The organism is Ruegeria sp. CI5 (assembly GCF_056536885.1).
This window is the reverse complement of the sequence record NZ_JBQFQN010000002.1, coordinates 267,058-279,225: the sequence shown is the minus strand read 5'-3', so window position 1 is coordinate 279,225 and position 12,168 is coordinate 267,058. Positions and strand designations below refer to the sequence as shown.

7 protein-coding genes and 1 pseudogene are annotated in these 12,168 nt (G+C 57.3%); 4 read left to right on the top strand and 4 right to left on the bottom strand.

What is annotated here, in order from left to right; genetic code table 11:
- The first annotated feature begins 1 nt into the window (after window position 1).
- The 3 genes and pseudogenes from ACR0BA_RS10075 to queF all read left to right on the top strand — a co-directional run bounded on the left by ACR0BA_RS10075 (window position 2) and on the right by queF (window position 3,034).
- Complete coding sequence (locus ACR0BA_RS10075) at window positions 2-1,039, top strand: LLM class flavin-dependent oxidoreductase (RefSeq protein WP_480727758.1); 1,038 nt, start codon at window positions 2-4, stop codon at window positions 1,037-1,039.
- A gap of 11 nt (window positions 1,040-1,050) precedes the next feature.
- Entirely contained in the window at window positions 1,051-2,514 is a 1,464-nt protein-coding gene (locus tag ACR0BA_RS10070) for an aldehyde dehydrogenase (RefSeq protein WP_480727756.1), read from the top strand.
- 74 nt (window positions 2,515-2,588) lie between these two features.
- Window positions 2,589-3,034 (top strand): annotated as a pseudogene (gene queF / locus ACR0BA_RS10065) (preQ(1) synthase).
- Between the two features lie 86 nt (window positions 3,035-3,120).
- On the opposite strand, the gene ACR0BA_RS10060 reads toward queF, so the two are convergent.
- The 4 genes from ACR0BA_RS10060 to ACR0BA_RS10045 form a co-directional block, all read right to left on the bottom strand.
- Window positions 3,121-4,041 (bottom strand): hypothetical protein, encoded by a 921-nt coding sequence (locus ACR0BA_RS10060; RefSeq protein ID WP_480727755.1) that lies wholly within the window; start codon window positions 4,039-4,041, stop codon window positions 3,121-3,123.
- 155 nt (window positions 4,042-4,196) lie between these two features.
- Complete coding sequence (locus ACR0BA_RS10055; protein ID WP_480727754.1) at window positions 4,197-7,343, bottom strand: adenylate/guanylate cyclase domain-containing protein; 3,147 nt, start codon at window positions 7,341-7,343, stop codon at window positions 4,197-4,199.
- A 509-nt stretch (window positions 7,344-7,852) separates the two neighbouring features.
- Complete coding sequence (locus ACR0BA_RS10050; protein ID WP_480727752.1) at window positions 7,853-8,920, bottom strand: ParB/RepB/Spo0J family partition protein; 1,068 nt, start codon at window positions 8,918-8,920, stop codon at window positions 7,853-7,855.
- On the bottom strand, window positions 8,913-10,298 hold the full coding sequence (locus ACR0BA_RS10045; protein ID WP_170371875.1) for an AAA family ATPase: 1,386 nt from the start codon (window positions 10,296-10,298) through the stop codon (window positions 8,913-8,915). The genes ACR0BA_RS10050 and ACR0BA_RS10045 overlap by 8 nt, the downstream gene beginning before the upstream one ends.
- Before the next feature lie 582 nt (window positions 10,299-10,880).
- On the opposite strand from ACR0BA_RS10045, the gene ACR0BA_RS10040 reads away from it, so the two are divergent.
- The gene (locus tag ACR0BA_RS10040) at window positions 10,881-12,155 is read left to right on the top strand and encodes a replication initiation protein (RefSeq protein WP_480727750.1); all 1,275 of its coding nucleotides are present in this window, start codon (window positions 10,881-10,883) and stop codon (window positions 12,153-12,155) included.
- Window positions 12,156-12,168 lie beyond the last annotated feature (13 nt).

Sequence of the window (12,168 nt, the reverse complement as noted above, 5' to 3'; positions counted from 1 at the left end):
AATGAAGTTCTCGCTGTTTGCGCATATGGAGCGGATTTCGCCAGAGCAGGACCAGAAGCAGTTGTATGACGAGTTCATCCAACTGTGCAAAATCGCCGACGACGGCGGGATGCATGCCGTCTGGACGGGCGAGCACCACGGGATGAACTTTACCATAGCGCCCAACCCGTTTCTCAGCCTGATTGACGTGGCTCGGCACACCCGGAATGTCCGGCTGGGCACCGGGACCGTGATCGCGCCGTTCTGGCATCCGATCCGTTTGGCAGGCGAGGCCGCGATGACGGACATCATAACCGACGGTCGGCTGGATCTGGGCATTGCCCGCGGTGCCTACAGTTACGAATACGAACGCATGATGCCTGGAATGGATGCCTGGGAAGCCGGGCAGCGCATGCGCGAACTCATCCCTGCCGTGAAACAGCTCTGGCAGGGAGATTACGCCCATGACGGCGAATTCCACCAATTTCCCAAGACCACCTCGTCGCCCCTGCCCCTGCAACCTGGTGGGCCGCCCATCTGGGTGGCGGCACGCGACCCCAACAGCCACGAATTCGCCGTACGCTCAGGGTGCAACGTACAGGTCACGCCATTGTGGAACGGCGACGACGAGGTCATCGACCTGATGGCCAAGTTCAATGCCGCCTGCGCAAAGTTTCCTGACATGCCGCGCCCCAAGATCATGTTGCTGCGCCACACTTACGTGGCCGAAGATCAGAACGACGTGAAACAGGCCGCCATCGAGTTGAACCGGTTCTACTGCTATTTCGGTGCATGGTTCATGAACAAGCGTGACGTCACACAGGGCCTGATCGCCCCGCTGAGTGATGCCGAAATCGCCAAGCATCCGTTCTATTCGCCCCAGAACATGGAGCGGGACCTTGTCATCGGAACAGCCGATACCGTGATCGACCGGCTTCGGAGATGCGAGGAACTGGGGTATAACGAGTATTCATTCTGGATCGACTCCAGCATGCCGTTTGAACGCAAAAAGGCCTCGTTGGAGCGTTTCATCAAGGATGTGATGCCGGCCTTTCAATAGGGGAATTCTGGATGCAACGGTTTCAGAACTATATCGGCGGCACTTTCCGCGATGGCGACACTTGGTTCGAAAGTGTCGACCCATCTACAGGTGAGGCTTGGGCGCAGATGCCCGCCGCCAGCCAAGCCGATGTGGACCAGGCCGTGATGGCAGCGGACCAGGCCTTCAATTCCCCGGAATGGGCGTCATTGACCGCAACGGCGCGGGGCAAGCTGCTATATCGATTGGCAGATCTGGTCGCCGAAAACGCGCCCAGACTGGCCGAGCTGGAAACCCGCGATACAGGCAAAATCATCCGCGAAACCTCGGCGCAGATTGCCTATGTCGCGGATTACTATCGTTACTACGCGGGCCTCGCGGACAAGATCGAAGGCGCCCATTTGCCCATCGACAAGCCAGATATGGAAGTTTGGCTGCGGCGAGAACCCGTGGGGGTTGTCGCGGCGATCGTGCCTTGGAACTCGCAATTGTTCCTGTCGGCGGTCAAGATCGGCCCGGCCCTGGCCGCCGGTTGCACTGTGGTGCTGAAGGCTTCGGAAGAGGCCCCTGCCCCAATGCTGGAATTCGCGCGGATTTTTCACAAGGCCGGATTTCCCGAAGGCGTTCTGAATGTCCTGACGGGCGGGCCCGATGTCGGCGCTGCCTTGACCCGGCACGAAAGAATTGCCCATGTCGCCTTTACCGGCGGGCCGGAAACGGCTCGGCATATTGTGCGAAACTCGGCAGAAAACCTGGCCTCTACCTCTTTGGAGTTGGGTGGAAAGTCGCCCTTCATCGTGTTCGAGGATGCGGATCTGGACAGTGCGGTCAACGCTCAGGTCTCCGGAATTTTCGCAGCGTCGGGTCAAAGCTGCGTTGCCGGGTCGCGGCTTGTGGTTCAGGCATCGATCAAGGACGCGGTCCTGGACCGTCTGCGGCAAAAGGCCGAATCGGTCGTGATCGGCGCACCGGATGAGATGGCAACCGAAGTCGGACCTCTGTGCACGCAGCGACAGCAGAATTGGGCCGCCGAACTTGTCACCCGGTCGCAGGCCCAAGGCGCGCAATTGATTACTGGCGGCCAGCCACTTGATCGCGCGGGATTCTACTTTCCACCGACCATTCTGGATTGCAGTCGGGCGCGCGATGCTGATTGCCTGACGCACGAATTCTTCGGCCCCGTCCTGTCGGTTGTTTCTTTCGAAACAGAGGATGAGGCCATCGCGATCGCAAACGATACCCGGTTTGGCCTGGCCTCGGGCGTGTTCACGCAAAATCTCACGCGGGCCCATCGGATGGTTCGGTCAATCCGAGCCGGCATTGTCTGGGTCAACACCTATCGCGCAGTCAGTCCGATCGCTCCGTTTGGGGGGCATGGATTGTCGGGGCATGGGCGCGAGGGCGGGTTGCAGGCTGCCCTGGACTACACAAAAATCAAGTCCGTTTGGCTGCGCACCAGCGACGACCCTATTCCTGATCCTTTTGTCATGCGGTGACCCGCTGGACACCGGAAAATGCGCAATATTCAGCAGAAAACTCAGAGACGTTCGAGACTACAAAACGTTTCGGCTTGGCAGTAGATTGCCCACCTTTAAACACTGCGCAACCCGGTTGCAGCCTACCCAGGTTGCAAACAGGGATTCAGAATCCACAAGCCGATTTCAAGTAATGCGTGCGCTTCACCGCGCCCGCGTTCACTTCGCTCTGCCCGATGAAGCGACAGTCTGACTTTGCCCATCTGGCGATCGATTACATTCCGGGGGACCGGCTTGTCAGGTCGAAGTCGCTGAAACTGTTTCTGGGATCGATCCGAAACCACGGCGCCTTCCAAGAGGACTGCACCGGTTCCATTGCACGGCGCCGGGTCAGGTTTTTGACGCAGCGATGGTTGCGGATTGGTGGGTATTGGTATCCACGTGGCGGCATCCCTATCGACGTGTTCATGCAGACATGCGCGATGCCCGAAAATGTCTGGATCTCCGATCAGCGCGTGCGCCCTATCGCGGACACGGTTAATCCTTTGAAAACCCTGCGCCTTGATCAGTCGACAAATGTCGCGGGCGCAGGGTCTGCGGTTTGGTCAAACCTGAACAGAAACAGCCTTACTTGGTGGCGCTGACATCTCCGGGAATGCACCCACGGGCGCAGAACCTCATGTCGCTGGGCGCAACAGACCAAACGTCAACATCATTCGGCGGCTTGTTCTTGAAGTCGATATCAAGGCAACTTGCGGCCTTCGGAGTGTAGTACTTGTTTCTGGGGTCGACATTGCCGAGTTGGTCAAACCCGGAAATTAGACGCATATCCGGTCCCCATCTTTCGCCATGCAGTGTCAGATTGGAATAATATGCCATCAGCTTGATCGATTTACCCTGCGCGAACATCTTGTAGTTCATCTGGACCCCACCGATTGTCTTGTCGATCGGCCCCTGTTCCAACCCAGAACCAATCGAGATAACCCACCGGCGCTTGAGCGGGATGGAAATATCAACTCCGTCTTCACTGCATTCCAGCAACTTGTACGAAAAAATGTTCAGCACGGCGTTTGTTCTAATCGGGTTCGTGTGAAGCCTCAGAACGCTGTAAACCGGCTTGATGGTTGCACTTTGGATCGGAGCACCGTTGACGACACAATTCTTCTGCAGCACCGCAAGTTCTGTCAGAACCATGTCCGAAAAGGACGATGCAAAACCGCCTTCCAGGGACTGCGCCATAAGCGCCGACATTCCGGGGGCTTCTAAAACCCGTGTGGAGTCTCCGTATTCCCGGAAAAGTTCGACGGGATCCAAGGAAACCAACTGACGGTCCGCCGAAAACAACAGGTTCTCAGGATCATTTTCGTCGACGACTTGATGATACTGAAAAGTAAACAACTCGGTGCCGCCGGAGTACTGCGGTATCCCATCTTCAAATTTTACGGTTCCGTCTTCGGACAAAATCTCCTGTGCCGTTGCTGGTCCGTGGATTGCAAGCGCCATTGCTGCGCCAAGAATTGAAACGCCTAAAGCCTTAAGTCTGAACATGATTATCCCCAGTTTTTTGATCTAAAAATCGAAACAATGCCATCAAACACTATCAAATTTTCGTATATGTTTCAATAATTGCACCTTTCGGCGGCCCTGCTGAAGTTATGTCCAGACCAAAAACCTGGCGTAAAAACTGCGTCGAACCGGGTGGTTCACTTCATTGCGACTTCGGACTGCGCATTGCGCAAGGCCGCCTCGACCCGGTCGGTGAATGGGAGCTGGTACCGGACACTCCAGGATTTCTCACCCGCTCGCACAAATTCGATCACCTTCAAGCCTTCAGCGATCTCTCCGGCCATCAAGTGCGCGTCTGCGAGCAACGTCTGAGCGTAGAGAACGATCTGAGTTGAACCTGTTTCAACATAGGCGTCGATCCCGGCCGCGATCTCGGCGATCCCCTCGGCATGGTGGCCTTCTGATGCCTGCGCCCAGCCGTGCAGGATTCGGCCCCAGGCATCCCAGTAGTGGAACTCCCGTTGCCCACTGATCTCGAGAGCCCGGTTGACCATATTCAGCAATGCACCCGTGTCGCCAAAAATCTGATAGATGGTCGCCAGGATGTTCAGCCCGTAGCACCGGGTGAAATCGTGCGGTTCACGACCGATCCGCCCAGCCAGTTCCGCCAGCTCGGCGCGAAACGTTCCGCCGTCTTCGCTTTGCAGCGCCATTGCCCAGCACCGCATCGCCTGATCAACCAAGTATATGTCTGCCTCGTGATAATTCAGCAGATCGTCCGGGCCGGTTGCCCCGCGCAACACAATCGCACGATCGAAAGCAGAGATTGCGACTTCGAGACGCCCAAGCATGAAGTTGCTCATGCCGATATTGTGCGCCGCGAGCGCCTCCATCGTTGGGTTTTCCGCGCGCCGTGCGACCTCCTCCAGATAGTCACACAAAGCCAACGCGCCCATCGGATCGCCCAGGGTCAACTGAGCACCGAACTGCACATGCACGGCCAGAAACGCATCCGTCACACTGGCTGAAGAACGGTCAAGCAGGTGGCGGAACCGGTCCAGATTGGCCAAAACCTCTTTCGACCCGAACGCCCTGGTACTGAGGGCCACGTTCAGCATCTTGCGCAGCGAAATCTCTTCTCGATCCCGTTCGGGGCTTGGGGCGATTTTGTCGTTCTCCGTCAAGGCTTCATCAAGATGGTGGATGGTCTCTTCGTTGGCAAATCGCTCGCCCGAGATGACTGCCGCCCGGCGCCACGCGTCCCGAGCCTGTTTGGGCATGTCCGCGCGGGCATAATGCTGCGCCAGCAATTCCGGGTTCTGACCCACCAGATCACTGAACGAAGTGTCCAGCACCTCGGCGATCCGGCTGTGGACCGCCCGCGCCCGACTGGGCAACATCAGGTCATAGGCCGCGTCACGTATCAAAGCGTGGCGGAACGCATGGGTGCCTCTCATACTGACCCCGCGGCGCACCAATATTTGCGCCTCGACCAACTCGTCCAACATGCGCAGAGTCGCCTCGTACGAATGACCGCTGACCGAACTGACCATCGCAGGCAGGATGTTGCGATCAATCGCGGCGCAGACCGGCACTATATCGCGGGCCGTGCTCAGCCGGTCAAACATTGCCCAGAAGAGTTCCTTGAGCGTCGATGGCAGTGCCTGTTGCATCTGCATTGCGGACGCGTCGGTCTGGTCAAAGAACCCACCTTGGATCATTCGTGCCATCTCTTCCGCAAACAGAGGGACGCCATCCGTCCTGTTCGCGATCCGGTCCTTCATGGTCTGTGTCACTTGTTTGGACTGCAAAAGCGCATCCAGCATCTGGTGGACGTGGTCCCGGTCAAGGCGGGAAATAGTCAGTGGGACCACTCCATCCCGGCCTTCCCACGGTGGATGGTAGGACGGGCGGAACGTGCACATGATCATGACGGGCATGGACCTGAAGCGCTCGATCAACAAAGCGATGATTTCCTCTGTCGACGGATCGATCCAATGCAGGTCTTCAAACAGCAACAGAACCGGTCGATGCCGCGCCAGCGCAGCAACGGTCTGCACCATGGCATCCTGAAACTGTTGCTTGAGCCGGTCAAAGGGCAGTTTCAGCAGGTCTTCCTCGGCCTCCACCGGCAAGGACATGGCATAGGCAAACAGAGGAAGGTAGTCTTCCGGAACCTCCGACCACTCCTGAAACAGTTGCCTGAGTTTGCGTAGCTTCCGCTGGTCGGTGTCGGTTCTGCGGAAATCGGCCATGTGGCTGATCCAGCTGAGCACCGGGAAATGGGCACTTCGCTCGTGGTTGGGCGAGCATTGGAAGCCAAGCCGCAGATATTGTTTCTCTTCGAATCCGCGGGTCGCTTCTTCGACAAGACGCGATTTTCCGATGCCGGCCTCACCGGAAACCATAACCGCCTGCCCTGCCCCGTTCAGTGTGGCCTGCCAATGCTTCTTGATCGTCGCGATCTCATCGACCCGGTTGACGAAGGGCGAGCCTTGAACCCCGGGACGCGCCTGAAACCGCAGCATCGGCTCTTCCGCACTCAGAACTTTCCAGATGCCGATCGGGTTCTCAAACCCCTTGAGGCTTTGCTTCCCCTTCCACTCGCAGCGAAAGTTGCTCCCGATCAGCAGCTTGGTGTGCTCGCTGATGGCGACCGTCCCAGGGTCCGCCAGTTCCTGGATACGGGCCGCCAAATTCGGCACCTCACCGACCACCAGACCTCCCAAAGTCGAGTGATTGTCAACCACGGCTTCCCCGGAAGAAATCCCGACCCGAACCCCGATGACCTCACCCTTGCCGTGTTTGATACGACCAATGGAGCCGCAGATTTCCAGTCCGGCGGCAACAGCCCTTTCCGCATCGTTCTCTTCGACCGTCGGATAACCGAAATAAGCAACCACTCCATCTCCGATGAATTGGGCAATGTGCCCCTGGTGCCGGGTCACGACATCAAAACAAAGGGCTTGATAGTCGTGCAGAACGGAGCGGTACTCCTCAAGATCCAGATGACTGGACAATTCAGTCGATCCAACGAGATCGACAAAGACCAAAGTCAGATACCTGCGTTCGGGGACACCTTCCAATGCCGTGGGTTGAGGCGCGTGAGGCCCAGTTTGCGATGACGTGAGAGCATTCTCGGAATGTGAAACGCCACCTTGATCCGAGCGAAGCGCCTCGATCGCCCGCATCATGCGTTTGCGATCCCCGAGGTTCAGTCCAAGCTCGACAAGGTCATTTTCAGTGAGGGTGGCAAGAACATCCAATTCGATCGCGTTCGAGGCGAACACATCATGGTACTTCTCAAGGGAATACCTCTCCAACCACGCCTTGATGTCAGCCATCTTCAGTCCTCGGTCGAAATTACTTCAATGTGCTTTGCCTTTTGTCCAATCGGCGTCAGTCAGAGAGACCTGGTTTCTGACGAAGCTAAAATATGTCCGACCGTATGCCGGCCCTTATAGTCAGCGCGTTGCGTATTAATTGCCAATGCAAGGCGGAACGCCCGCATTGTTGCCCCAACACGAACTTATCCCAAGTCGGAATTTGCGTCTACTGGCTGGCAAAATGCACCTTCGGGCCAAGCGGGATTCAATCAAGAACGCATCCAGCCAGAATTGGCCCAGCCGACGTTCACACTACCCAAGTTTCAGTCTGTCTCTCCGCTACTCATAGCGGTGGCGGTTCGGCGTCAAAATGGTCAAACGCCGGCGTATTGGAAACAAACCGAGCGTCCGTCATAATGATCATAATCATGCCTTTTTGCATACTACAGGGGAAGTGGCGGAAAGGTACCTGTTTACAGGAAGGTTTGGCCGGTGGAAGCACAGGCCAAACCAATGGTTAAAAATGGTCAGCCCAAATGCTCAACTAGCCGTTCCAACAACCGCGCGGCTTCGTCTACGCTCAGAGTCCGGCCGCGAAGATGTATCCGCAATTCGCCCGCTGATACCTCTGCTCGCAATTCTCCGCCTTTGGGCAGCGTCTGAATAGGCAGCCGTTGAATCTGTTTCGGGCGGCCCCCACGCGGCTTTTCCTGAGTCGGTGCAGGCGCGTCTTTCAACGCAGCCTCTATCACGGTCAGTTCCGATTTCGGGTCCGTGGCCTCACCCCGGGACAAGGCCTCCCTCAGCTTGGCCTGCGCGCCATCCCGGATAGCCGCGGCAATCCTGAGACCTGCCTTTTCCGACAACGCAACCGGGTACTGCAGTAAGTCGCCCAAGGCCTCGTGAACCACCGCAAAGCTGCGGACCTTGGACCTTTTGGCCTTGGAGGCTGCGGCGAACAGAACATCCACGGCGGCTTCGGTTGACGGGAAGACACCCTGCCCCACGGCGAGGACTGCGATGCGCCCACGTTCATACGGGCTGAGGTTTGATCGAAGTTCGTTCTCCTCGACCATCGAAACATAGGCGCCCTGCCCTGCGCCAGCCTGGCGCACGAACGCGGGAATTTGGGCGAATTTCGGGTCACCGCCAGCCAAGCGGCGGAAGGCTTCCAACCGGCGATAGCCCGAAATCAGGCCATAACCATCCTCGGTTTTGGTCACCTCGATCGGCGTCCTCAGTCCATTGGAGCGCAAAGATTCCAGCAGCTCGGACATTGCCTCTTCGTCATCGACCATGCGGTCGCGCCGCAAGAAATCGGCGTCGATCTGGTCGATGGGTAACATCTCTGCGACCAAGCCCGCGTCCTGGGCATCCCGCCAACGCGCAGCGTCGCCCTGGTCTTTTGCAAGGGTTGCGCGGTCGGTCACTGCTGCCATGCCATTCAGCGTTGCGGCCTCGGCCGCGACCTGCGCGATTGGCGGAGTTGTCGGGTTGGCCTCGAACGGGCTGATCGAGGGTTTCGCGGCGAAACCAGCCTCGAGTTGTTCAAGTTCCGCCGCATCCGGCGCCGTCAGTCTTCTGCGTTTAGCCATCTGCCTGTCCTCCCATCTGGGCGTCGCGCCACCAACACCCGATCAGTACTTCTTTGAACTCCGCGTAGGTCCGATCGAAGGTTTCTCGCCCTCGGACATAGGTGTCGCGGTTAAAGTCACGGTAGTCCGCTTCATAGATTCCGTTCACCTGTTCTCCGGCCTGACCGACCAAGGCGGTGTAATCCTGCCGATAGGCGTTCATGAAGTCACCGAAATACGCCTGTATCACGTTGGCCATGTCCGTCTGCTGGCTGGCGTCGAACCGGGTGATGATTGCGCGCACGACATCCCACTCGAACTTCAGTTCGGGCAACCCAGCCGCCCTTTGTGCCGCGTTCTCGCCATCCTCGATGCTGGCGAACGTGGTGTAGAGCATGTCGAAGAAGCGCCCTGTGGAGTCAAACTCGAGGAATGAGGCTCCGAGCGGCACCAGCAAAATGTCCGCTGCGGCCAGCGCATTGATCGTTAGGTACCCAAGTGCAGGAGGAGTATCGAGGAACACGATGTCGTAGTCATTCAATACGGCCTCGTCCTGCAAGAAGTTGGTGAGCCCGTCCCACAGCGGCCAGCTGCGAAGGCCCATCCGCCAGACCGGGATCTGAAATTCGGCCCAATACAGGTTCAGTTGAGCGCCAATGAGATCAATGTTGGGCCAGTGGGTCTTCTGAATGACATCCTGAGGTTGGGTCCTCAATGCCTCTTGCAGAGTTTCGTCCAACGGAATTTCGGGTTGACCGGCAGCGGCGCGGACCCTGTTCTCTTCCTGGACCGCGCGCGCATAGTCTTTTGCGATCAAGGGGAAGACCGTCTGCCATTCATCCGCGACGCGACCACCCAGGATGGACGTCATGGATCCCTGGCTATCAAGATCAATCACCAGCACTTTATAACCGTCCAACGCGGCCGACATTGCCAGATGAGCAGCGGTGGACGTCTTGCCCACGCCACCTTTGAAATTGGCAACGGCAACAACTTTTGCCGGCAGATCTTCCGGCCGGTAGGGCAGGTATTCCTTGGTGCTTACACCTTCGGCCGCGAAATGGCGCCTCAAGGTCAGAACTTCTTCGAGGGTGAACCATTTCGATCCTGCTTCGCCTTCGCCTTGCGGGAGGTCAGGATTTGCCTTGAGGACGCGGCGCAGGTGGGCCGGAGCCACCGGGATCAGGTATTTGGTAATCTCCCAAATCGAAAACCGGCGGAGGCGCTTTTCGCCATCGGGCGCATACCCGCGGCGGGCTAGATCTTCGCGCCCTTTGGCACAGAAGGTTGCAGCTTTTGCGAATCGTGATGTCCCGATAGGATCGGGTAACTTTGATGCAGCCTTGGCCGGATCCAGGTTGAAGTACGGCGGTAGAGCAGGTTGTTTAGATTTTGTCACTGTCGATGCCTCGAATAATGTTCGCCTTTCCGGCGTATATCAGGAAATGTACCGAACATTTTCCTTCTGCGCTATCCTCGAAAGAGCAGTTTTCCACAGAAGAATGCCGAAGAGTTCGGTTTCGCGACGAAACCGGCATTTATTCTCAGAAAAGGGCACACCAAAGAGTTTATTTTCTTTAAGGGTTTTAGGTTCTTTGACGACAGAAAACATAAATAAATCATATATTTGTGGTCGCATCGGCACCCGGATACAGGACCAAGGGTTCCTGGCTTCGGGTTAAAAGGGACCTGTATACAGGATCAAAGGGTCCCGAATCCGGGGAGAAGGGCACCGATTCGCGGTTCGGCTCTATCGTGGACTATTTAGGGTCTAATCCGAGTGCGTTGATCGCCGCCTACGCGGGTCACGACTCCAAGTTTGAACCAATTGGCGCCCGCTTCTGTGGATAACTGGGTCGCCGATTCGGATAGGTACCTGTCTACGGGATTCACTCCATCCTGCATATGGGGACCCAAATTTGGTTGATCCACGGGTACCTTTTGTGTCACAAACTTGGGAAACGAGCAGCCGGGCAGAATCATGCCGGATACACAACTGGACACGGATCACCTTTCAGGCGCTTTGCGTCGGGAAACGGTGAAAAAGAATGTGGCCGCGATCCATATCAGCGGCAAGCTGACGCTGTTGCAGCGCAAGCTGTCCAACGTGTTGCTTCTCAATGCCTACGACTCTCTGACCACGGCGCAGACCCATACGATTGATGCCCGCACCCTGGCGATGATGGTGGGCTACAACTCGAACGACTTCGACACTTTGCGCGCCAGCCTGAGAGCGCTTGCCGAGACAGTGGCCGAATGGGACATGCTCGATGAAAAAGGGCGGCAAGAGTGGGGCGTGTCGTCGTTGCTGAGTTTCGCCAAGCTCAAGGGCGGGATCTGCGAATACGCCTATTCCCCGGCCTTGGCGCAGAAGCTGTACGATCCGAAGATCTATGCGTTGATCAATGTGCATATCCAGCGCAATTTCAGCTCGGGGCACGGGTTGGCCTTGTATGAAAACTGTTATCGATTCGTGCGCACCGGGTCGACCGGGTGGTGGGCGCTCGAGGTGTTCCGCAAATTGATGGGTGTGGACGGCAGTGACTATTACACGAGCTTCAAACACCTGAATGCCAAGATCATCAAACCCGCAGTGGCTGAGGTGAACAAAAGCTCCGATATTCTGATCGAACCCGAGTTCCGCAAGAAGGGCCGCAGCGTCACCGACATTCGGTTCCTGATCAAGGCGAACCCGCAGAAGGCAATGTTCGAGATCGACGACAGCGATGGGGTGCGGAACCTGGCGGTCTACAAGACCTTGCGCAAACAAGGGGTGTCCGATCGGCTGGCGCGTCAGTGGATCTCTGAGCATGGTGAGGATTATGTGCAGCAGAAGCTGGACTATGTAGCCGGGCAGGGGGACGTGAAATCAACGCTGGGGTATCTTTCGGCCGCCCTGCGCGATGACTACAAGGCCCCTGCGGCAAAGACAGTGAAACCGCCTAGTCCCGAGGCGCTGGCCGCAGCCAAGCAGCGGGAGGAAGAGAAGGCACGCGAAGATCAAGCCTATGCCGCGCGGGTGGCAGAACGTGCTGAGCGTGCCCGCAAGCTGGCCATCGTCGAAGACCTGGTTTCGCGGCGAAACCCCACTCAACGGGATGCCGACAAACGCTTGTTCATGTCGACTTTGTCGGACGAGCTAGACCGAGAGAACTTCCGGCAACACGGATGGCGATCAGGTTTGAACGCCAACGCCATTTTTGCCTTTTGGGAAGAGTTGGAGCCCGATGCGTTCCAGACGGAAACCCCCGCCTGAGGCTCAGGCGGGG

Bases quoted from the DNA above. Each gene is read 5' to 3' on its own strand.
- ACR0BA_RS10075 (WP_480727758.1), top strand. From the start codon at position 2: ATGAAGTTCTCGCTGTTTGCGCATATGGAGCGGATTTCGCCAGAGCAG.
- ACR0BA_RS10070 (WP_480727756.1), top strand. From the start codon at position 1,051: ATGCAACGGTTTCAGAACTATATCGGCGGCACTTTCCGCGATGGCGAC.
- ACR0BA_RS10060 (WP_480727755.1), bottom strand. From the start codon at position 4,041: ATGTTCAGACTTAAGGCTTTAGGCGTTTCAATTCTTGGCGCAGCAATG.
- ACR0BA_RS10055 (WP_480727754.1), bottom strand. From the start codon at position 7,343: ATGGCTGACATCAAGGCGTGGTTGGAGAGGTATTCCCTTGAGAAGTAC.
- ACR0BA_RS10050 (WP_480727752.1), bottom strand. From the start codon at position 8,920: ATGGCTAAACGCAGAAGACTGACGGCGCCGGATGCGGCGGAACTTGAA.
- ACR0BA_RS10040 (WP_480727750.1), top strand. From the start codon at position 10,881: ATGCCGGATACACAACTGGACACGGATCACCTTTCAGGCGCTTTGCGT.